The following is a 20,967-nucleotide window of genomic DNA, read 5'->3' on the forward strand; positions in this document are numbered from 1 at the left end:
GTTAGAACGCGCGATGCTTCTTCAGATGATCATTGATCTTCGCCGCCGGAACCTTCTGCAAGCTGCACAGCAATTCGTGTGACAACTCCCGCAACCCGTGGGTGCGCCGCAGTTCCTCGGCCAGGTGAGCGGTAAGGTTCGCCGCCATCTCCGCGTCCGCCATCGCCCGGTGAGCCTTGCCGGTGTGGGGCAGTTGGGCAAACGAGGTCAGGGTACCCAGCTTGTGGTTCGGCGCCGCCGGCATCAAGCGTCGCGCCAGCAATAGCGAACAGGCAAACTTCTGCAAACGCGTACGCCGGATCAACCCCAGCTCGAAATCCCAGAACTTCTGGTCAAACGCGGCGTTGTGGGCCAGCAGCGGCGTGGTGCCGACAAACTCGTTCACCTCGTTCATCACCCGCTCCGCCGACGGTGCGGTGCGCAACATGGCGTTGCTGATGCCGGTCAGTTGCTCAATAAACCCCGGCACACGCACACCAGCGTTCATCAGGCTCTGGTAGCGGTCCACGATCTGGCCCTGCTCCAGGATGACCACGGCGATTTCCGTGGCCCGGCAGCTGCTGCTCGGCTGGATGCCGGTGGTTTCAAAGTCGATGACCGCTATACGTTCCAAACCTGTTCCAACTCCGTCAAAAATCTATTTAAGCAGCAACGCGCCTTCAATCGGCACGTAGCGGCTGGCGGCGCGTATCAATGAGTTGGCCGTCAGCCCCGGCACGCCGTAGGCCACGGCTTCGACGCCGTGCTTGCTGATGATGCGGTCCAGCAGCATGTCGAAATCACCGTCGCCGGAGGCCAGCACCACTTCGTCGACATGGGCGGCGGCGTCCATGATGTCGATGGTGATGCCCACGTCCCAGTCGCCCTTGGCCGAGCCGTCGCTGCGCTGGATGTAAGGCTTGAGCTTCACGGTAAAACCCAGGTTGCGCAGGATCTGCTGGAACTGCTGTTGCTTGCTGTCGCCACGGTCGATGGCATAGGCATACGCCTCGACAATCTGCCCGCGCTGGCTGATATCAGCCCACAGGGCGGCGTAGTTGAAGTGACAGCCGTACGCCTGGCGCACGGTGTAGTAGAGGTTTTGTACATCGGCGAACACGGCTATCTTTTTCACCGCAAATCCTCATGACACGCGCATGGACCCCGGACTCAAGGGCCCGGAAAGGTTGCCAGTATGCCAGCCACAAGGGAGTTTCCGAGAAAAATCAGCCCGGGGCGACGAAGCGCCCCGGTTGAGTGTGGGTCAGACGAAGGAATCGTCGTCGCCAAAGGAGGAGGAGTCGTCGGAATAGTCGTTGTCGGCGAAGCTGTCGGAGGCGTTGTCGCTGCCCCAGCTGTCGTTGCCGGCATATTTCTGGTCGTCGTTGCCCCAGTTGCCGTTGTCGCTGGCCGGTGCCGGCTCTTCGCGGATGATCTCTTCAACCACTTGCGGTTGTTGCGAGTTGTGGCTGAACAGGCTGCTGATGCCTTCTGCCAGCATCACACCACCGGCCACGCCAGCTGCGGTTTTCAGGGCGCCGCCGAGGAAACCGCTGCCAATCGGCGCTGCGGGTGCCTGTTGGGGCTGCTGATAGTTCTGCTGGGGAGCACCGTAGTTCTGCTGCGGCGCAGGTTGCCCGCCAAACGACGGACGCGCTGGTTCACGCCAGCCACCGCCCGACGACGCAGGTGCGCTCTGGGTCGGCTGCGGGTCACGGGAACCGCCGCCGAAAATGCTCGACAGGAAACCGCCACTGCTCGGTGCAGGCTGCGCCGCCTGGGACCTGGCCTGTTGCAGTTGGTCCTGCAACTCCTGGATCTGCTGGGCCTGCTGCTTGTTCTGCGCATCGAGGCTCTTGATCGCGTGCTCTTGCACCAGAATCGACTGGGTCATGTAGTACGCAGCGGCCGGTTGGCGAGTGACGTGTTCCTTGATCCGCGCTTCAGCCTGGGCGTCGCGGGGGGCTGAGTCCGTTTCGGCTTGCTGCAACCGTGAAAACAGTCCGTCGATCAGGGTTTGTTCTTCGCTGTTCATGGCGACCTCGTTAGATTGCCGGTAGAAATCTTCGCCTTGCGCACGATGTGCAAGGTACAACCCAGTTATGGGGCTGTTGCTGATTGTTTCAATGGTCTTTACGCAAGGTTTACGTTTGCTTGCATCTGCTCATGATCGGTTAAAGTAACGCCCTTGCTTTTCGGCCTGTGAAGACCCTGATGAATCCGTTAGACGTATTGCGCGACTCCTTCTTCTTTTTCAAGCGCAACCTGGGCGCCATCGTGCAGTTGTGCCTGCCACTGGTGATCCTCGAAGCCCTGCTGCAACAGGTGCTCGACCACACGCTCGGCCCAGACGCGTTTCCCGGTTACAGCGTGGTGATCGGGCTGCTGGTGTACCCGTTGTACACCGGCGCACTGATCCTGTTCCTCGACGCCCGCACCCGGGGTGAATCGCCGCGCACCCTGGATGTGCTGGCCATGGCCCTGACCCTGTGGCCGCGCTTTGCCCTGCTGACGGCAATCAGCACGCTGCTGATCCTGCTGGGCCTGTCGCTGTATTTCCTGCCCGGCCTGTGGCTGATGGTGGTGCTGGCTTTCGCCGAATACCTGCTGGTGCTGCGGGGCATGTCGGCGCTGTCGGCCATGAAGGAAAGCCTGCGCCTGACCCGTGGGCATTTCTGGCGGATCCTGGTGTGCCTGCTGTGCGTGATGACCCCGCTGTGGTTGCTCAAGGGCGCCAGCGTGGCGGTCTATCCGGACCCGAACCCGCTGCTGGGCCTGCTGATCGACAGCGCACAGAGCTTCCTGCAACTGTTCACCAGCGTGGTGTTGTTCCGCCTGTTCATGTTGATTGGTGGCGACGCCGACGCGCGGTGATATGCTCCGGGCCTGTCCTGCAACGCCATAAGCCGAGCCGATGACCCGACTACTGCGCATTACCTTGCTGGGCCTGCTGATCCTCGCGGCCCTGCTGACCGGCTTGATCTACAGCCTGACCTGGCGCCCTGCCGACAAGGAAACCCTGCCCATCCGCTGCGTCGCGCCCCGTGCGCCGACCCTGCTGCCTGGGCAGGCGCTAAAGGTCATGACCTGGAACGTGCAGTACCTGGCGGGCAAGAACTACGTGTTCTGGTACGACACCCCGGACGGCAGCGGCCCGGACGACCGCCCGACCGTTGAAGACATGGCTTCAAGCCTCGACGAAGTGGCGCGGGTGATCCGCGACGAGCAGCCCGACATCCTGCTGTTGCAGGAAGTCGACGAAGGCGCCAAGCCTTCCAGCTACCAGGACCAACTGGCCTTGCTCCAGGAGCGCCTGGCCGACCTCTACCCGTGCAGCGCCCAGGCCTTCGACTGGAAAGCCGACTTCGTGCCCGACCTGCATATCTTCGGCAGCGTCGGCCGCAAGCTGGTGACCATGAGCCGCTACCAGATCGAACACGCCGAGCGCCTGCAATTGCCGGTGGCACGCGCCGACCTGATCAGCCGTCAGTTCCAGCCCAAGCCCGCGTTATTGCTGACCTACCTGCCGTTGAGCGATGGCGGCCAGTTGGCCGTGCTCAATACTCGCCTGGACGGCGCGGCCCCCGGGCACAACGCCGTGCTGGAACAGGTGCAGGCGACCGTCAAGCTGGTGGATAAATTCGAGAGCCGTGGCACGCCATGGCTGATGGGTGGGGATTTCAACCTGCTGCCGCTGGGACAGTTCCTGCGCCTGGACCCCGGCAAGCGCGGGCAATACTCGCCGGACAGTGAGCTGCACCTGCTGTGGGAAAAGTACCCGATGATCCCGAGCAACAGCCAATCCAGCGGGATTGACCGGGACCAGTGGCTGACGTATTTCCCGAATGACCCAACCGTAGAGGGGCCGGACCGTACGCTGGATTACCTGTTCCACAGCTCGCGCATCAAGAAGGTTGAGAGCAAGGTGCGCCAGAGCGATACGGTGCGTATCTCCAATCATTTGCCGGTGATTGCGCGGTTCCTGTTGCCCGCCGCGCAGTAAGCCACGCGGCGAAACAGTGTGGGAGCTGGCTTGTGTGGGAGCCGGGCTTGCCCGCGATGCAGGCRCCTCGGTCTATCCGACAGACCGAGGTGATGCCATCGCAGGCAAGCCAGCTCCCACATTAGATCTGCGATGTACTTACTTTCTCGGCTTGATCCGGGCAGTCGGTTCAGCAATCAACGGATCATCCGGCCAGTAATGCTTCGGATACCGCCCCTTCAAATCCTTCTTCACCTCGGCGTAAGTACTGCGCCAGAAGTTCGCCAGGTCCTGCGTCACCTGCACGGGCCGTCTGGCCGGCGACAACAGGTGCAGCTTGACCACCTGCCGCCCGCCGGCAATCCGTGGGGTGTCCGCCAGCCCGAACAATTCCTGCAAGCGCACCGCCAGAATCGGCGGCTGCTCGCTGTAGTCCAGCCGCACCGACGAGCCCGACGGCACCTTCAGATGGTGCGGCGCCAAGTCGTCCAACCGCGCAGGCAACGGCCACGGCAGCAGGTTATGCAGGAAGCTGGAAATATCCAGATTGGCGAAATGGCTCAGGCGCGACACCTTGCCCAGGTAAGGCATCAACCAGTGTTCCAGGCTGGCAAGCAAGGCGCTGTCGCTGACATCCGGCCATTCACTGGCCTTGCCGCTATCCAGACCACGCAGCAGCATCACCCGCGCCTGCCATTGGCGCAGATCCGGGGTCCAGGGCAGCAGTTCCAGGCCTTTGCGCCGCACCAGGTTGACCAGCGCCTGGCTGCGGGCGGATTCGTCGAGGCCGGTCAGCGGCTCGCGGCTGAGCACCAGTTCGCCGACCTTGCGCTGGCGTTCGGCCCGCAGCACGCCTTCGCGCTCATCCCAGTCAAGCTGGTCGACATTACGCACCTGCTCGGCCAACACCGAGTCGAACAGCGCCGGATCAAAATCCGCCGCGAGGTAAATCCGTTCTTCACGCTGGCCCTGGCGGCTGCCCAGATCGGCAATCACCAGCCAGGGTTGTTTCATCAGGCTGTCGGCTTCGGCGAACAACGCGGCACGGCCGTTGGCGAGGCGGTATTCGGCACCGCCCGCCCGCCGTTGCTGGGCGACGCGGTCCGGGTAGGCCAGCGCCAGCAAGGCTCCGAGCCAGCGCGGATGATCGGGATCAGCCACCGGCTGCTCTGCCTTGCCTCTTAAATAGCCACGGTATTGCCGCGCCAGTTGCCGGGCACGCTGCACGCCGCCCTGGGTGCCACGGGCCTTTTCTTCACCGGATAACAGGGCCAGGCGGCTGTGCAAATCCGCACCGGCACCACGCAGGATATCGCGCTCACCCAACAGTGCCGCCACGTCACAGGCCATGCTCGCCAGGCCCAGATCCTGACCACGCAGCAGCAAATGAGCGATTCGCGGGTGCGCCGGCAACCCGGCCATTTTCTGGCCGTGGGCGGTCAGCTTGGTATCGCTCAACGCTCCGAGGCGCTCGAGCAAATCCTGGGCCTGTGCATAAGCCGCGGTGGGCGGAACGTCGAGCCATACCAACTGAGTAGGCGCCACGCCCCAGCGGCCCAATTGCAGGGCCAAACCGGAAAGATCCGCCGAGAGAATTTCCGCACTGGAATACGCCGCCAGCCCTTCATGCTGGTCCTCGGACCACAACCGATAACACACCCCCGGCTCCAGTCGCCCTGCCCGGCCGGCACGCTGGGTGGCGCTGGCGCGAGAGATGCGCTGGGTGTCGAGACGGGTCATGCCGCTGCCCGGGTCGAAACGCGGGACCCGCGCCAACCCGGCGTCGATCACCACGCGCACGCCGTTGATGGTCAGGCTGGTCTCGGCAATGTTGGTGGCCAGCACCACTTTGCGCTGGCCGGCGGGCGCCGGGTCGATGGCGGCGCGCTGGGCGGCCAGGTCCAGTTCGCCGTGCAGCGGGCATAGCAGCACCTCGGGGTTATCGCCCAGCGCGTCAGCCAATTGCTGATTAACCCGACGAATCTCGGCCTGCCCCGGCAGGAACACCAGCACGCTGCCGGTTTCATCATGCAGGGCTTCAAGGATGGTCTGCACCAACCGCGGTTCGATAAATTCACCGGGCTGGAATGGCCGGCCCCAGCGCATCTGCACCGGGTACATGCGCCCTTCGCTGCGCAGGATCGGCGCGTCGTCCAGCAACCCGGCCAGGCGTTCGCCTTCCAGGGTGGCGGACATCAGCAGGATCTTCAGTGGCTGCTCGTCGCGAAACAGGTCTCGACCATTGAGACTAAGGGCCAGCGCCAGGTCGGCGTCCAGGCTGCGTTCGTGGAACTCGTCGAAGATCAACAAACCCACGCCGTCGAGTGCCGGGTCATCCTGCAGGCGACGGGTGAGGATGCCTTCGGTGACTACTTCAATACGGGTGTTGGGGCCGACCTTACTGTCCAGGCGAATGCGGTAGCCGACGGTTTCGCCGACCTTTTCTCCCAACTCGCTGGCCAGCCTTTCTGCCGCTGCACGGGCGGCCAGGCGGCGGGGCTCGAGCATCAGGATGGTTTGCCCGGCCAGCCAGGGTTCATTCAACAGCGCCAATGGCACCCGTGTGGTTTTACCGGCGCCGGGCGGTGCTTCGAGCACGGCTTCATGGCGCGTCGCCAGGGCGTCACGCAGGGCAGGTAAAACATCATCGATTGGCAACGAATTCATACTGGCTCCAAAGCAGAGCGGCGAGTATAACGGCGAACTGCCGGGTGTCGGTGGTGGTCTCAACGACACGGCCCCGTACTGACTGGAATGCGGTCAACGGTGGGAGCGGGCTTGCCTGCGATAGCGGAGTGTCAGCCAACACACCTGACACTGGACCACCGCCATCGCAGGCAAGCCAGCTCCCACATTTGATCATCGTCGCCTTGTAGACTGGCTTATAGTCACTTTCATTATGTTCAAGGAGAGTCCCATGCGTGTTGCTTCCCGTGTCATCGGCGGTGTTCTGGCCGTCACCCTGCTGAGCCAGTTGACGGCCTGCGGCTCGATTTTCTACCCCGACCGCCGGGGCCAGATCGACGGCAAGATCGACCCGGCAATTGCCGTGCTCGACGCGGTCGGCCTGCTGTTCTACGTGATCCCGGGCCTGATCGCCTTTGGTGTCGACTTCGCCACCGGCGCGATTTACTTCGAGCCTGGCAAGACCGCCCAGGTGGCCCCGGAAAAACTCCAGCAAGCCATCGGCGCCGACGGCAATGTCGACAACGCCAAGCTGCAAACCATCATCCAGAAAGAAACCGGGCATAACCTGCCGCTGGACGACCCGCGCATGATCCAGTTCAAGGGCAGCGTGCAACAACTCGCCACCCTGGGCCTGCAACCCGCCGCTTAAGGACTGACCCGCCCCATGACCACCAGTCCCGAACACGCCCGGCTGTTGCGCCTGGCCACCCGCGCTTCCGTCGGCGTGGCCTGTGTGCTGATTGTGACCAAGGCCATCGCCTGGTGGCTCAGCGGCTCGGTGAGCATGCTCGCCGGGTTGACCGACTCGCTGCTCGACGGCGTTACCTCGTTGCTCAACTTGCTGGCCGTGCACTACGCGTTGCGCCCGGCCGATGACGATCATCGTTATGGCCATGGCAAGGCGGAATCCCTGTCGGGCATGGCCCAGGCGCTGTTCATCGCCGGCAGTGCGGTGTTGATCGCCTTCCAGGCGTTCCAGCGTTTGCAGCATCCGGAACCTGTGGGCGCGCCATGGCTGAGTATTGGCGTGATCGTTCTGTCCCTGGCGTTGACGGCGGCGCTGCTGATCCTGCAATACCGGGTGATCCGCGAAACCGGCTCCAACGCCATCCGCGCCGACTCGCTGCACTATCGCTCAGACATGATGCTCAACGGCAGCATCCTGGTGGCGCTGGTGCTGGCGGCGTTTGGTTTTCATCAGGTGGACGCCTGGTTCGGCCTGGGCATCGCGGCCTACATTTTGTGGAGCGCCATCCAGATCGCCCGGGAGAGTTTTTCGGTGCTGATGGACGAGGAACTGCCGCCGGATGTCAGCCAGCACATGCTGGAACTGGCGTGCAGCGTGCCCGGTGTATTGGGTGCCCATGACCTGCGCACGCGGATTTCCGGCAGCCACTGGTTCGTGCAGTTGCACCTGGAGTTACCGGGGGAATTGAGTTTGTCCGTAGCCCACGGCATCAGCGATCAAGCCGCCGATGCCATCCACAAAGCCTACCCGCGAGCCGAAGTGCTGGTGCACGCAGACCCGCAGGAAGTGGTCAAGGGCGAGAAGGCCTAGTACTGCACCTGATACCCGCGACTGCTCAGGCAGTTGCCCTGGGCCTGGCGGTAGGTTTGCACCACGGCCGGGTCGGGGGCGTAGGTGACGGTCCTTGGGTCAAAACCACTTTGCTGCACCGCCCAGCGATAGCAGTCGTAACCGTCCTGCTGGACCTGCGCCGGTGACTGGCCGTTGGCCGGGTAAGCCACCACGTCATAACCATTGCCCTGGGGCACGGGTTGCGGCGCTGGCGCGGCGGGTGGCGGCTGCACCACAACGTACTGCTGGCTGCTTTCTTCGTAGGTGTAATAGGCACCGGCGGCGAGGAAGAACAGCGCACTGCCCACCCACACTTCCCGCGCGTAGTCGGGCAGGTATTGCACGCGAATCCCGTAAGGCGGCGTCACGACGACATAGCGCGGGCCTTGTGGGCGATACCAGTAGCCACCCGAGAAGAAGTAGTCCTGGCCGCGATACGGCACGCGGTAATTGCGGTCGGGGAAGCGGTCGACGATGTAACCCGGACGGTATTGCGGGCCTGGGCCCCAGCCATTGCCGTGCCCGTCAGGGCGGCCTGGCCAGCGGTGATCGTTGGGGTGGTTATTGCCACCGCCGTTACCCCCGTTGAAGCCGGGCCGGCCCGGGCCACCCTGGCCGCCATTGCCGGCCTGCCAATGCTGGTTGCCGTCGTTGCGACGCGGGATGTCCTGGTAATTGCCCTGACGCGGTTCCTGGGTCTGGCGCACGGTATCCGGGCGACCCTGGATCGGCAGGTTATTGGCCGGCTGCGGCGCCGGGTGCGGCGGTTGCTGCTGGTTGCCTTGTGGACGACCTTGCCACTGGCCACCCCCATTCGGGCGCTCGACATTCTGGTTCTGCGGCCGTGGCTGATTGTTTTCGAAATGCTGATTCTGCGGACGCGGCTGATTGTTCTCGGGCCGAGGGGCTTCAGGACGCGGTTGATTATTTTGTGGTCGCGGTTGGTTGTTCTGCGGCCGAGGCTGATTATTGCCTGGATGCCCTTCCGGGCCTCTTTCATGCTGACCACCGCCTTCCTGGCGTGGCGGGTCGTCGGCCATCACTTGCGCACCAACGCTCATCATCAGCAAACCAACACCTGCCAAACGCCAGATGCGCTTCATGCTATTCCTCACTGCGGATTAGGGCCTACACGTAAGACTGGAAAACCGGGGCCCGGTTCTGCGAGAGGTTATCAGTCACGAGAAGTATTTTCGCAGGCAATAAAAAGGGGCGACCCGTCGGTCGCCCCTTGAGAACTTCGTCCTGGCTCAACGCTTTTGACGTTGGCTCACCTCACGCCGTCTTGTGGACAGTGTGCAGCCCGGGGGCCGGGGCAACCCTGTGGGGTTGGCGGCCGCAGCCGGCCTTATTGGCGGGCTGCAGTGGACTGTATGTCCGGGCAGTGATTCTGTTGATAACTCTACGCCTCGGCCTCGGGCAGATGATTGCGAAGATTGCGTCAATAAACAGTGCTTGCGCAATTTTTAACCCTGGATAGATAATTCACCGCAATAGTTACGACAAAGGCCAGCCCCATGAGCAAACTTGACCGATACGACCTGAGTATTTTGGCGGAATTGCAGCGCGACGCGAGGATCTCCAACCAGGAGTTGGCCGAGCGCATCGGCCTGTCGCCTTCGCCGTGCTCACGCCGGGTCAAGCAACTCGAAGACGACGGCTACATCGCCCGCCAGGTCGCCTTGCTCGACCGCAAGATGCTCGGCCTGAGTCTCACGGCCTACGTGCTGATCGGCATGGACCGACACACCCCCGAACGTTTCGAGAACTTCGAAGCGGCCATCCGCACCTTGCCGCAAGTGCTGGAATGCAGCCTGGTGACCGGGATGGACGCCGACTATCAGCTGAAAGTGGTGGTGCCAGACATGGATCACTACCAGAAGTTGCTGCTGGGCCACCTGACCCGCATCGAAGGCGTCACCAGCGTGCGTTCAAGCTTTGTGCTGAACCAGGTGCTCAACAGCACCGAGCTGCCGCTGACCCACCTGCGCACTTAAGACCAGCGCGGAACAAATGTGGGAGCGGGCTTGCTCGCGAATGCGGTGTGCCAGGCACCGAATGTGCTGACTGATCCACCGCATTCGCGAGCAAGCCCGCTCCCACATTTTGACTGTGTTCCCGCAGGGTGGTAAGTCTGCGGCAGACCGACGCAGGTCAATGTCGCGCCGATTGCCCTGGCGTATAATCGGCGCCCTGCCCCAGCCGGAAACAACCCGATGAACTCGATTGATCCCGCCGTGTTTGAAGAATGGATGATGACCGGCCTGGTCAGCATCCTGATCATTTTCATGGGCTTTATCGTCTGGGACCTGGCGAAGAAATCCAAGGCCGGGCGCTTTGGCTCGATGATCCTGTTCTTCGTGCTGGGCCTGGGCGTTGCCGCGTTCATCATCAAGAGCGTGGTGATCGGCCTGATCGAGTCCGGCGCCTTATAAGCGCGCCGGCACTTCTTTCCATTGGCCTTGGTCCAGGCCGTCGATCGACCAGTCACCAATCCGCACCCGCACCAGACGCAACGTCGGCAAGCCTACGGCGGCCGTCATGCGCCGCACCTGGCGGTTACGCCCTTCACGAATCACCAACTCCAGCCAATGGGTCGGCACGCTTTTGCGAAACCGCACCGGCGGATTGCGCGGCCACAACTGCGGCTCGTCCAGTTGCCGGGCTTCGGCGGGCAGGGTCATGCCGTCGTTGAGTTCCACGCCGTCGCGCAGGCGTTGCAGCTGTTCCTCGGTCGGCTCGCCTTCCACCTGCACCCAATAGGTTTTGGCTAATTTGTGCTTGGGGTCCGCGATGCGCGCCTGCAATTGGCCGTCGTTGGTCAGCAGCAACAGGCCTTCACTGTCACGGTCCAGGCGCCCGGCCGGGTAAATGCCGGGGATGTCGATGAAATCCTTGAGGGTCGCCCGCCCGCCTTCATCGCTGAACTGGGTCAGCACATCGAAGGGTTTATTGAACAGGATCAACTTGGGCTCGGCCGGTGGCGCCTTGGCGACACGACGCGGGGCTGACGAAGTTTGCGGACTTTTCACACCAGGGCGGCGGGAAACAGGACGGGCAGGACGGGACATGGCAAAGAAACATCTAACGGTCAGGACCGACAATGCTAGTGGCCTGACCGTTAAATAACCATCCCAACCGTTTAGCGGAACGGCGGCTCGTCGAAGCTGCGCAGTTTGCGCGAGTGCAACGAGTTGAGTTCGGTGCGCAACAGATCCACCGCCTCGATGCCGATCTTCAAGTGCTGGCTGACCGCACGCTCGTAGAACGCGTTGGCCGATCCCGGCAGCTTGATCTCACTGTGCAGCGGTTTATCCGACACACATAACAACGTGCCGTACGGCACCCGCAGGCGGTAGCCCTGGGCGGCGATGGTGCCGCTTTCCATGTCCACGGCCACGGCGCGGGACAGGTTGATCAGCGGACGTTCCTGGGCCCAGCGCAGCTCCCAGTTGCGGTCGTCGTAGGTCAGCACGGTGCCGGTGCGCAGGCGCTTTTTCAGCTCTTCGCCTTTCTCGCCGGTGACGTTGGCCGCGGCTTGCTGCAAGGCCATCTGCACTTCGGCCAGGGCCGGGATCGGAATGTTCGGCGGCACTACCCGGTCGAGAATCCCGTCGCGACGCATGTAGGCGTGAGCCAGCACGTAGTCACCGATGGTCTGGGATTGGCGCAGCCCGCCGCAGTGACCAATCATCAGCCAGCAATGCGGACGCAATACGGCGAGGTGGTCGGTGATGTTCTTGGCATTGGACGGGCCAACGCCGATGTTCACCAGGGTCACACCATGGCCGTCGCTCGCCTGCAAGTGGTAGGCCGGCATCTGATAACGGTGCCAGACCACGCCGGCAGCAATGGCAGACGCTTCGCCGTGGTCCATGCTCTTGTCGATGATCACATTGCCCGGCAGCACCATGCGGATAAAGCGCGGGTCGCTGCGCAACTGTTCCAGGCCATGCACGATGAACTGGTCAACGTAGCGGTGGTAGTTGGTCAGCAAAATCCACGGCTGCACATGGCGCCAGTCGCTGCCGGTGTAGTGCACCAGGCGGCGCAGGGAGAAGTCGACGCGGGCGGCATCGAACAATGCCAATGGCAGCGGGTCGGTGTTTTCCCAGTCGTACAGGCCGTCGGCGATGCCATCGGTGGCGGCAGACAGGTCGGTACTCGGGAACACCCGCGCCAGCGTGGCGGCAGTCACACCGGAGCCGGCCAGTTCGTCACCCTGCTCCACCACGTACGGGTAGGGAATGTTCTGCTGGCTGACGCCCACTTCCACCGTCACGGTGAAGTCGTGCATCAACGGCACCAGTTGCTCCAGCAGGTATTTGCGGAAGGCCGACGGATGGGTGACGGTGACGCTGTAGGTCCCCGGCAACTGAACCTTGGCATACGCCCGGGTGGTCTGTGGGACTTCGCCCTGCACCAGGTAGGTCAGGCGCAGTTCCGGGTAGCGAAACATCGCACGTTGTTCAGCGTCGGGTTCGACGCGGTCTTTGAGGTAGCGCTTGAGGGCTTGATTGAGCGCGCCAGTGGCACGCTCATGGAGAGCCGCCAGCCGATCCACGGCTTCTTCGGCGGTTTGAACGACAACAAAAGCTTCGGTCACGGTAAGCATCCTGTGTTCTGACTTGCAGGCCTTCATCTTGCCTGTATCCCTGGCGCACTGGAACACCGGAATTGGAATGCGATCAATAATGTGGGAGCGGCGGTGCGACGATTCGACTTGCTCGCGAAAGCGCTAGGTCAGTCAGCACATGTATTGGCTGATCCACCGCCTTCGCGAGCAAGCCCGCTCGCACATTTTGMCCGYRTTCATTCAGGAAAAAGGAGGTGTCGACCGGGCGACGATGGCCTCCACATCCACACCGCGCGGCAAGGTGCCATAGACCCGGCCCGACGACTCGCCCAGTCGGCTGGCGATAAAGCCATCACTCACACTGGCATTGCCCGCCTCCAGCAGCAGCTTGGCCTGCAACGCCACCGCGATGTCCTCGGTCAATTGCCGGGCACGGTATTGGATGTCCTGGGTGTCCATGAACGCCGACTTCAACTGCTCGATATGCCGCGCCAGGTGCTTGTGGCCATGACCATCCCCCAGCTCGACAAACAGCGCCTCCAATACGCCCGGTTCTTTGGACAGGGCCCGCAGCACATCCAGGCACTGCACATTGCCGGAACCTTCCCACGTCGAGTTGACCGGCGCCTCACGGTACAAGCGCGGCAGGATACTGTCCTCGACATACCCCGCACCGCCCATGCACTCGGCGGCTTCGTTGATCATCGCGGGAGCGCGCTTGCAGATCCAGTACTTGCCCACCGCCGTCACCAGCCGGGCGAATTTGGCTTCCTGTTCGTTATCCAGATGGTCCAGCGCGCGCCCCATGCGCATGCTCAAGGCCAGGGACGCCTCGCTTTCCAGGGCCAGGTCGGCCAGTACGTTCTGCATCAACGGTTGCTCGCTTAGCACCCGGCCACCTATCAGGCGGTGAGCGCAATGATGGCTGGCCTGGGTCAGCGCCTGGCGCATCAGGGCGCTGGAGCCGACCATGCAATCGAAGCGGGTCATCGCCACCATCTCGATGATGGTCGGTACGCCGCGCCCTTCTTCACCGATCATCCAGGCCAGCGCGCCACGAAACTCCACTTCGCTGGAAGCGTTGGAGCAGTTGCCGAGCTTGTTTTTCAGGCGCTGGATGTAGAACTCGTTGCGGGTGTCATCCGGGCGGTGCCGGGGCAGCAGGAAACAGGTCAGGCCCTTGTCGGTCTGGGCCAGGGTGAGGAAGCCATCGCACATCGGCGCCGAACAGAACCACTTGTGCCCCACCAGCTCATACGCCTGGCCCGGGCCGCCGGCGCCCACCGGGTAAGCGCGGGTGGTGTTGGCGCGCACGTCGGTGCCACCCTGTTTCTCGGTCATGGCCATGCCGATGGTGGCGCCGGCCTTGTGGGCGATGCCGACGTTGCGCGGGTCGTATTCGGTGGCGAGGATTTTCGGCAGCCAGGTTTCAGCCAGGTCTGGCTGCAGGCGCAGGGCCGGGACGCAGGCGAACGTCATGGTCAGCGGGCAGCCGGTGCCGGCTTCGGCCTGGCTGTGCAGGTAGGTCATCGCCGCGCGGGCCACATGGGCGCCGGATTGCGGATGGGCCCACGGCAACGACGGCAGGCCGTGTTCGACGGCGGTGCGCATCAGCTCGTGGTAGGCCGGATGAAACTCCACCAGGTCGATGCGATGGCCAAACCGGTCATGGCTGTTGAACACCGGTTTGTTCTGGTTGGCCAGGAACCCGGCTTCCATCAGCGGCCCGCCCGCCAGCGCACCATAGGTGTCGATGCGCTGCTCGGCCCAGCCGGCGCCGAAGCGCCGGGACCAGTCTTGCAGCGGCAAGTCGATACGGTACAGGTTGGTGCCGTCCAGGGACGGTGGCTGGTTGGTGACGTCGTGGGTTTCGGCGAACTGGTGCAGGTGCATGACGGGCCTCCTGAAAAAAGGCCACGTTCATTGAGGCCTGAATTTCAGTTAAGCACCGTCACCCGGGTTAAAAAAGTGGCATAAACGCCTAATTGGCGGCGCTTTCACCCTCAACCATATGCAACAACCGCAGTTGCAGCACCCGTTGCAGGGCCTCGAAACGTACCGGTTTGGCCACTCGGTCGGTGATACCCACGCCGTGGCAGCGCTCGCGTTCCGGGGCTTGTAACGAGGTGCTCAAGGCGATCACCGGCAGCTCACCACAGCCGGGCAACGCACGGATCTGGCAGCACAGCGAAAAGCCGCCCTCGGGCACATCCAGCAACACTGCGTCGAAGGTTTGGCTCTGCAGCAACGCCAGGGCGGCCGGCCCATTGTCGACGGTTTTCACCCGATAACCGAGCTTGAGCAACATGCCGCGCACCACCAGTTGCGCCACGCTGTTGTCGTCCACCAGCAGCACCGTGCACTCCTGCGGCGTGCGTTGCGCCTGCGGTACTCGCCGCACGGCAGCCGGTTCTGGCTGGACGGGGCTGACTGCAAGTTCCAGCTGGAAGCGACTGCCGCGCCGCGGCTCGGAATTGTGGGTGAGGCGCCCACCGAGCAACTCGATCAATTGCCGGCAGATCGCCAGGCCAATGCCCATGCCGCCGTATTGGCGAGTGGTCGAGCCATCGAGCTGGAAGAAGCGCTGATACAGGGTCGCCTCATCGAGGTAGGCGAAGCCGATGCCGGTGTCAGTGACAATGAAGGTCAGGCGCAGCGTTCCGTCCGCCTGGGGCACACCGACCACCCGCACACGCACCGAGCCCTCGTGGGTGAACTTGAAGGCATTGTCCAACAGGCAATCCAGGCACTGCGCCAGCTTGCCGGGATCACCGTTGATGCGGTCCGGCAGGTCTTCTGCCAGATCAATGGAGAACGCCAACCCTTTGTTCTGGGCGCTGGCCGCGAACTGCTGGCGCAAGGTGTCGAGCAGCCCACGCAGGCTGAACACTTGGGGTTGCGGGCTGAGGCGCCCGGCCTGCAATTCGGTGAGGGTGAGGATGCCGTTGACCATGCGCATCATCTCGCGGGCCGCACCGGAGGCGGTTTGATGGTACTGCGCGAGGTCGCCTGGCAGCGGCTCGGTCTGCATCAATTCCAGGGAGCCGATCACACCGTTCATCGGCGTGCGCAGCTCGTGGGTCAAGGTGGCGAGGAATTCATCCTTGAGCTGGTTGCTGTGGGCCAGTTGCGTGTTGAGCACTTCGAGTTTCTGGCTGGCGTCGAACAGGATTTGCGCCTGTTGCTCGCGCATCGAATTGATCCGGTCGGCCAGCGCCAGGGACAGCAAGGCCACTTCCAGTGCCGAGCCGATCTGGCTGGCGTACATCGTGAGGAACACATTGGGCAGGTAGCCCAGCACCATCATCGTATTGACTACACCGCCCAGCAGGAACGCGGTCCAGGCGATGATGAAGTAGCGCGCCATGCGCTGGCCGCAATACCAGGCCTTGATGGCCGCGACGAAGATGGTCACGGTAAAGACCAGCGCCAGGGCGGTGGCCAGGCGCAGCGCCAGCGCATAACTGGTGAACAATGCCAGCACCATCACCACCCCGCCGCTGACCGCCAGGGCCAGCAACAGCCGGTTGATCCAGCGACTGTAAAGCGCGGTGTGCAGGAAACTGCGGGCAAACAGGCTGCCGAACAGCGCCGCCGAACCGATCAGGAAGGGCACCGCCGCGTTCGCCCACCACGGGTTATTCGGCCAGAAATACTGCACGGCGACGCCGTTCACCGACAGCTGATACAGGCCGAACGAGGCGATATAGAGGATGTAATAGAGGTAGCTGGTGTCGCGCACGCTCAGGTAGATGAACAGGTTGTAGATCAGCATGCCGAGCAACACGCCGTAGATCACACCCAGCACGTACAGGCGCAATGGCTGTTCTTCGAGGTACGCGGTGGTGGACCAGAGGGTCAGCGGTGCCTGGATCGAGCCCTGGCTTTGCAGGCGCAGGTACAGGGTTTCCTGCTGGCCAGGGACGAAGTCGAGCTTGAACAGGTAGTTGCTCTGGCGGATTTCGCGGCTGGAAAACGGCAGGATACTGCCGGTGCGCGACACCAGTCGATAGTTGCCGACACTGTCAGGCTCGTAGAGCTCCAGTTGGTTCAGCGGAGGGTAAGCCAGTTCCAGCAGCCAGCGGCGCGGGGCATCCGGGCGCTGTGCGCGGTAATGCAAATCGACCTTGAGCCAGAACACCGAGCGCGAATAGCCGGCATTCAATGTGGCTTTGTCGTGGGTCTTGAAACGACTGGCGAGGACCGGCGAGCTGATATCGCCAATGGTCAGGGCGCCACTGGGGTCCTCAAGGACTTGCATCACTTGGCCCAGGGGCAACCGCGTGGTGGTCTCGTTGAACTCGACTGCGCCGGCCAGCATCGGCAGCCCGGTCAACAGTAACATCAGCAAATAGCGCATAGAGCCCCAGCGTGACCTGTCCGGTTATGTCAAAAGCCTCCATTCCTTTTGAGCAGACGTAAACCGGCGATACAGTTATTGGTTTGAATCCACTCTAGCATAGCCATTACAGGCCAAAAGACACCATTGAAATAATTTTTTGAAAGGCTCTAGAGCGGGCATTACAGGGCATTTGACCTGTATTTCACGATGATAGCAAACAGCCACTTCCGCCGTCCCCTCCGCTAAAAATTCAACCATCGCCCGACAGCCACCCAAAAAGCGTTTGGTGGTAAGCTCGCGCACCATGAATATCTACAGCTCTCGCCCCGTTGTCCTCTGTCTCTCCGGCCATGATCCCAGTGGTGGCGCCGGCTTGCAGGCAGATATCGAAGCCCTGCTCGCCCAGGGCTGTCATGCGGCCCCGGCCGTCACCGCGCTGACTGTGCAGAACACCGTCAACGTCAGCGATTTCCGCGTGCTGGATCGCGAGTGGGTGCTGGCCCAGGCCAACGCCGTGCTCGGTGACTCCGAAGTGGCCGCGGTGAAACTGGGCATGCTCGGTTCCCTGGAGATGGTCGACACCGTGGTCGAACTGCTCAAGGCGCACGCGCATTTGCCGGTGGTCTGCGACCCGGTGCTGCGCGCCGGCGGCGGCGGCAGCCTGGGCAAGGACGAGGTCGGCTACGCCATGCGCGAGCGGCTGTTGCCGCTGTCGATGATCGCCACCCCCAACCTGCCTGAAGCACGCATCCTCGCCGAATTGCCCGAGGGCACGGCGGACGAATGCGCAGCGAAACTGCTGCCGTTCATCAAGCACCTGCTGATCACCGGCGGCCATGGCGACGAGCACGAAGTGCACAACCGCCTCTACAGCCGCGACGGCACGCACCAGACCTTTACCTGCCAGCGCCTGCCCGGCAGCTATCACGGTTCGGGCTGCACCCTGGCCAGCGCGCTGGCCGGTCGGTTGGCACAAGGCGAAGGGTTGGTCAGCGCGGTGCAATCGGCCCTCAACTACACTTGGCGCACCCTGCGTGACGCTGAACAACTCGGCCAGGGGCAATTCGTGCCTCGTCGTCTGCCGTTGGATTTCTGCTCGTAACACCAAGAGGCCTGCCCGATGAAACTACGTGGCCTTTATGCCATTACCGACAGCCAACTGTTGGCCGGCAAGTTCCTGGCCTACGTCGAAGCGGCGTTGGACGGTGGCGTGACCCTGCTGCAATACCGCGATAAAAGCAGCGACGAAGCGCGCCGCCTGCGGGAAGCCGAAAAACTGCGGGAGCTGTGCTCGCGCTACAAGACCCAACTGATCATCAACGATGACGCCGAACTGGCCGCACGCCTCGGCGTCGGCGTGCATCTGGGCCAGACCGACGGCCCGCTGACCCCGGCCCGTGCGCTGCTCGGTTCCAAGGCGATCATCGGCTCCACCTGCCACAGCCAGATCGAACTGGCCGAGCAGGCTGCCCGCGAAGGTGCAAGTTATGTAGCCTTCGGCCGCTTCTTCAATTCCAACACCAAGCCCGGCGCGCCGGCAGCCACCGTTGAACTGCTGGCCCAGGCCCGCGCGCGGTTGCACCTGCCGATCTGCGTGATCGGCGGCATCACCCTGGAAAACGCCGAGCCGCTGGTGGCCCACGGTGCCGACTTGCTGGCAGTGGTCCACGGCCTGTTTGGTGCCGACAGCCCCCAGGAAGTCACGCGCCGCGCCCGCGCTTTCAACGATCTTCTAAAATCTTGAATTCAGAGAACACGATCATGTCCCGTTCCGAAACCCTGTTTGCCAATGCCCAGAAACACATCCCCGGCGGTGTGAACTCTCCCGTGCGAGCGTTCAAGAGCGTTGGCGGCACCCCACTGTTCTTCAAGCATGCCGAAGGCGCCTACGTCACCGACGAAGATGACAAGCGCTACGTCGACTACGTGGGTTCGTGGGGCCCGATGATCCTCGGCCACAGCCATCCGGAAGTACTGGACGCGGTGCGCCAGCAGCTGCAACACGGCCTTTCCTATGGCGCACCGACCGCCATGGAAACCGAGATGGCTGACCTGGTGTGCTCCATCGTGCCCTCCATGGAGATGGTGCGGATGGTCAGCTCCGGCACCGAAGCCACCATGAGCGCGATTCGCCTGGCCCGTGGGTTTACCGGCCGCGACAGCATCATCAAGTTCGAAGGCTGCTACCACGGCCACTCCGACAGCCTGCTGGTCAAGGCCGGTTCCGGTGCGCTGACCCAGGGCGTACCGAGCTCCGCCGGGGTGCCGGCCGCGTTCGCCAAACACACCCTGACCCTGCCGTTCAACGACATCGCTGCCGTCGAGCAGATGCTCAGCGAAGTCGGCCAGGAAGTGGCGTGCATCATCGTCGAGCCGGTGGCCGGCAACATGAACTGCGTGCCGCCGGCGCCGGGCTTCCTGGAAGGCCTGCGGGAACAGTGCGACAAGCACGGCGTGGTGCTGATTTTTGATGAAGTGATGACCGGCTTCCGCGTTGCCCTCGGCGGCGCCCAGGCTTACTACGGCGTCACGCCGGACCTGAGCACCTTCGGCAAGATCATCGGCGGCGGCATGCCGGTGGGCTGCTTCGGAGGCAAGCGCGAAATCATGCAACACATCGCGCCGCTGGGCCCGGTGTACCAGGCAGGCACCCTGTCGGGTAACCCGCTGGCCATGGCCGCCGGCCTGACCACCCTTCGCCTGATCAGCCGCCCGGGCTTCCACGCCGAGCTGACCGACTACACCACTCGCCTGCTGGACGGCCTGCAACAGCGCGCCGATGCCGCCGGCATTCCGTTCGTGACCACCCAGGCGGGCGGCATGTTCGGCCTGTACTTCAGCGGCGCTGACGACATCGTCACCTTCGACGATGTGATGGGCAGCGATGCCGACCTGTTCAAGCGCTTCTTCCATCTGATGCTGGAAGGTGGCGTGTACCTCGCCCCGAGCGCTTTTGAAGCCGGCTTCACCTCGATCGCCCATGGTGATGCCGAGCTGAAACTGACCCTCGATGCCGCCGAGCGCGCCTTCGCCGCCTTGAAATAAGCGGCGCAAAAATCCGACGTCGCCCCTGGCGGCGTCAGATTTGCTACTTTGCTTACAGGCATTTCCGTCTTTTTTCGAGAATTCACCTGCAATCCGGCAGATAACTTGCCCACGCAGCAGAAAAACGAGTAAAGACTTTGTAAGCAGGTGCCTGCTTATTTCATAATGCGCGCTTATTGGATCCCCCCGTGGGTCCCGCGCCCCGTCAGAGGTAAGTCGATTCCCATGAAACGCACCGGCCGCACCCTGGTTCTGGGCTGCCTGTTGCTCCTTCAGCCGCTGCTGGCGTATGCCCAGGCAGGCGGCAACTCGTTGTTAATCCCAGCGATGGGTCGTTGCACCCTCAATACCCAGCCGGAAAGCCAGGCCGAAGCCCTGAGCGCGTGCCAGAAACAGGCCGAAGGCGGGGATGCGCAGGCGCAATACGAGTTGGGCGAGTACTTCTACGACAGTAAAAACCCCGCACGCGACCTCAACAAAGCCTTGAGCTACTTCGAGAAAGCCTCGTTGCAGGGCCACGCGCAGGCGCAATTCCAGCTGGGCACCATGTTTTTCCACGGCGAAGGCGTACCGGCCAATAACGTCCAGGCGTACATCGTGCTGAAAATGGCGGCGGTGAACGGCGCCGAAGATGCACTGGACACGGCCGACGAAGTGGCCGAACACATGCAGCGCGACGAACTGGAAGTGGCTACCCAAGTGCTGGGACAGATTTTCCGCAACTACCTGCAGGAACTGCAGAGCGCAGATGGCAGCTCGCCGTTTTCGCCGCTGCC

At 62.9% G+C, this 20,967-nt stretch carries 19 protein-coding genes; 10 read left to right on the plus strand and 9 right to left on the minus strand.

Annotation, left to right across the window (positions count from 1 at the left end; translation table 11 throughout):
- Position 1: 1 nt before the first annotated feature.
- From JV201_RS25640 to JV201_RS25650, 3 genes are all read right to left on the minus strand, one after another.
- Complete coding sequence (locus JV201_RS25640) at positions 2-613, minus strand: PolC-type DNA polymerase III (RefSeq protein ID WP_219406179.1); 612 nt, start codon at positions 611-613, stop codon at positions 2-4.
- Between the two features lie 24 nt (positions 614-637).
- Positions 638-1,114 carry an NYN domain-containing protein gene (locus tag JV201_RS25645; protein ID WP_003215502.1) on the minus strand — a complete coding sequence of 159 codons (477 nt, stop codon included), beginning with the start codon at positions 1,112-1,114 and terminating at the stop codon, positions 638-640.
- Between the two features lie 129 nt (positions 1,115-1,243).
- Positions 1,244-2,014, minus strand: coding sequence for a DUF2076 domain-containing protein (locus tag JV201_RS25650; protein ID WP_008436594.1), 771 nt, complete (start codon positions 2,012-2,014; stop codon positions 1,244-1,246).
- 179 nt (positions 2,015-2,193) lie between these two features.
- On the opposite strand from JV201_RS25650, the gene JV201_RS25655 reads away from it, so the two are divergent.
- Complete coding sequence (locus JV201_RS25655; RefSeq protein WP_003215498.1) at positions 2,194-2,853, plus strand: YciC family protein; 660 nt, start codon at positions 2,194-2,196, stop codon at positions 2,851-2,853.
- A 40-nt stretch (positions 2,854-2,893) separates the two neighbouring features.
- Positions 2,894-3,982, plus strand: a complete 1,089-nt coding sequence (locus JV201_RS25660) for an endonuclease/exonuclease/phosphatase family protein (RefSeq protein ID WP_219406180.1) — start codon at positions 2,894-2,896, stop codon at positions 3,980-3,982.
- Positions 3,983-4,120: 138 nt separating this feature from the next.
- Here JV201_RS25660 and hrpB read toward each other — a convergent pair whose 3' ends face one another.
- The gene (gene hrpB / locus JV201_RS25665; protein ID WP_219406181.1) at positions 4,121-6,628 is read right to left on the minus strand and encodes an ATP-dependent helicase HrpB; all 2,508 of its coding nucleotides are present in this window, start codon (positions 6,626-6,628) and stop codon (positions 4,121-4,123) included.
- Positions 6,629-6,878: 250 nt separating this feature from the next.
- On the opposite strand from hrpB, the gene JV201_RS25670 reads away from it, so the two are divergent.
- Both JV201_RS25670 and JV201_RS25675 read left to right on the plus strand, forming a co-directional pair.
- Positions 6,879-7,298, plus strand: a complete 420-nt coding sequence (locus tag JV201_RS25670; RefSeq protein WP_008436591.1) for a hypothetical protein — start codon at positions 6,879-6,881, stop codon at positions 7,296-7,298.
- A gap of 15 nt (positions 7,299-7,313) precedes the next feature.
- Complete coding sequence (locus tag JV201_RS25675; RefSeq protein WP_219406182.1) at positions 7,314-8,207, plus strand: cation diffusion facilitator family transporter; 894 nt, start codon at positions 7,314-7,316, stop codon at positions 8,205-8,207.
- On the opposite strand, the gene JV201_RS25680 is transcribed toward JV201_RS25675, so the two are convergent.
- Entirely contained in the window at positions 8,204-9,331 is a 1,128-nt protein-coding gene (locus JV201_RS25680) for a DUF6515 family protein (RefSeq protein ID WP_102604764.1), read from the minus strand. The two genes, JV201_RS25675 and JV201_RS25680, sit on opposite strands and share 4 nt — an antisense overlap.
- Before the next feature lie 414 nt (positions 9,332-9,745).
- Between JV201_RS25680 and JV201_RS25685 the strand changes: the two genes are divergently transcribed.
- On the plus strand, positions 9,746-10,225 hold the full coding sequence (locus tag JV201_RS25685) for an Lrp/AsnC family transcriptional regulator (RefSeq protein WP_003194418.1): 480 nt from the start codon (positions 9,746-9,748) through the stop codon (positions 10,223-10,225).
- A 228-nt stretch (positions 10,226-10,453) separates the two neighbouring features.
- A complete protein-coding gene (locus tag JV201_RS25690) occupies positions 10,454-10,663 on the plus strand; it encodes a DUF2788 domain-containing protein (RefSeq protein WP_026077819.1) in 210 nt (69 codons plus the stop codon).
- On the opposite strand, the gene JV201_RS25695 is transcribed toward JV201_RS25690, so the two are convergent.
- The 4 genes from JV201_RS25695 to JV201_RS25710 form a co-directional block, all read right to left on the minus strand.
- The gene (locus JV201_RS25695) at positions 10,658-11,299 is read right to left on the minus strand and encodes a pseudouridine synthase (RefSeq protein ID WP_029616066.1); all 642 of its coding nucleotides are present in this window, start codon (positions 11,297-11,299) and stop codon (positions 10,658-10,660) included. The two genes, JV201_RS25690 and JV201_RS25695, sit on opposite strands and share 6 nt — an antisense overlap.
- 71 nt (positions 11,300-11,370) lie before the next feature.
- On the minus strand, positions 11,371-12,870 hold the full coding sequence (gene amn, locus JV201_RS25700; RefSeq protein WP_172834544.1) for an AMP nucleosidase: 1,500 nt from the start codon (positions 12,868-12,870) through the stop codon (positions 11,371-11,373).
- Between the two features lie 174 nt (positions 12,871-13,044).
- Positions 13,045-14,697 carry an acyl-CoA dehydrogenase family protein gene (locus JV201_RS25705; RefSeq protein ID WP_219406183.1) on the minus strand — a complete coding sequence of 551 codons (1,653 nt, stop codon included), beginning with the start codon at positions 14,695-14,697 and terminating at the stop codon, positions 13,045-13,047.
- An 88-nt stretch (positions 14,698-14,785) separates the two neighbouring features.
- Positions 14,786-17,164: a hybrid sensor histidine kinase/response regulator gene (locus JV201_RS25710; RefSeq protein WP_008436587.1), complete on the minus strand. Its 2,379-nt coding sequence runs from the start codon at positions 17,162-17,164 to the stop codon at positions 14,786-14,788.
- Positions 17,165-17,450: 286 nt separating this feature from the next.
- On the opposite strand from JV201_RS25710, the gene JV201_RS25715 reads away from it, so the two are divergent.
- From JV201_RS25715 to JV201_RS25730, 4 genes are all read left to right on the plus strand, one after another.
- Positions 17,451-18,248 carry a hydroxymethylpyrimidine/phosphomethylpyrimidine kinase gene (locus JV201_RS25715; RefSeq protein ID WP_219406184.1) on the plus strand — a complete coding sequence of 266 codons (798 nt, stop codon included), beginning with the start codon at positions 17,451-17,453 and terminating at the stop codon, positions 18,246-18,248.
- Between the two features lie 18 nt (positions 18,249-18,266).
- A complete protein-coding gene (thiE, locus tag JV201_RS25720) occupies positions 18,267-18,890 on the plus strand; it encodes a thiamine phosphate synthase (RefSeq protein ID WP_177045757.1) in 624 nt (207 codons plus the stop codon).
- A gap of 17 nt (positions 18,891-18,907) precedes the next feature.
- A complete protein-coding gene (hemL, locus tag JV201_RS25725) occupies positions 18,908-20,191 on the plus strand; it encodes a glutamate-1-semialdehyde 2,1-aminomutase (RefSeq protein ID WP_003215470.1) in 1,284 nt (427 codons plus the stop codon).
- Positions 20,192-20,416: 225 nt separating this feature from the next.
- A partial coding sequence (locus tag JV201_RS25730; RefSeq protein ID WP_134327361.1) for a tetratricopeptide repeat protein occupies positions 20,417-20,967 on the plus strand: 551 nt, incomplete at its 3' end.

The organism is Pseudomonas sp. Colony2 (assembly GCF_019382755.1).
In the GTDB taxonomy this organism is placed as follows: Bacteria; Pseudomonadota; Gammaproteobacteria; order Pseudomonadales; family Pseudomonadaceae; genus Aquipseudomonas.

Bases quoted from the DNA above. Each gene is read 5' to 3' on its own strand.
- JV201_RS25650 (WP_008436594.1), bottom strand. From the start codon at position 2,014: ATGAACAGCGAAGAACAAACCCTGATCGACGGACTGTTTTCACGGTTG.
- JV201_RS25655 (WP_003215498.1), top strand. From the start codon at position 2,194: ATGAATCCGTTAGACGTATTGCGCGACTCCTTCTTCTTTTTCAAGCGC.
- JV201_RS25660 (WP_219406180.1), top strand. From the start codon at position 2,894: ATGACCCGACTACTGCGCATTACCTTGCTGGGCCTGCTGATCCTCGCG.
- hrpB (WP_219406181.1), bottom strand. From the start codon at position 6,628: ATGAATTCGTTGCCAATCGATGATGTTTTACCTGCCCTGCGTGACGCC.
- JV201_RS25670 (WP_008436591.1), top strand. From the start codon at position 6,879: ATGCGTGTTGCTTCCCGTGTCATCGGCGGTGTTCTGGCCGTCACCCTG.
- JV201_RS25675 (WP_219406182.1), top strand. From the start codon at position 7,314: ATGACCACCAGTCCCGAACACGCCCGGCTGTTGCGCCTGGCCACCCGC.
- JV201_RS25680 (WP_102604764.1), bottom strand. From the start codon at position 9,331: ATGAAGCGCATCTGGCGTTTGGCAGGTGTTGGTTTGCTGATGATGAGC.
- JV201_RS25685 (WP_003194418.1), top strand. From the start codon at position 9,746: ATGAGCAAACTTGACCGATACGACCTGAGTATTTTGGCGGAATTGCAG.
- JV201_RS25695 (WP_029616066.1), bottom strand. From the start codon at position 11,299: ATGTCCCGTCCTGCCCGTCCTGTTTCCCGCCGCCCTGGTGTGAAAAGT.
- amn (WP_172834544.1), bottom strand. From the start codon at position 12,870: ATGAAGGCCTGCAAGTCAGAACACAGGATGCTTACCGTGACCGAAGCT.
- JV201_RS25705 (WP_219406183.1), bottom strand. From the start codon at position 14,697: ATGCACCTGCACCAGTTCGCCGAAACCCACGACGTCACCAACCAGCCA.
- JV201_RS25710 (WP_008436587.1), bottom strand. From the start codon at position 17,164: ATGCGCTATTTGCTGATGTTACTGTTGACCGGGCTGCCGATGCTGGCC.
- JV201_RS25715 (WP_219406184.1), top strand. From the start codon at position 17,451: ATGAATATCTACAGCTCTCGCCCCGTTGTCCTCTGTCTCTCCGGCCAT.
- thiE (WP_177045757.1), top strand. From the start codon at position 18,267: ATGAAACTACGTGGCCTTTATGCCATTACCGACAGCCAACTGTTGGCC.
- hemL (WP_003215470.1), top strand. From the start codon at position 18,908: ATGTCCCGTTCCGAAACCCTGTTTGCCAATGCCCAGAAACACATCCCC.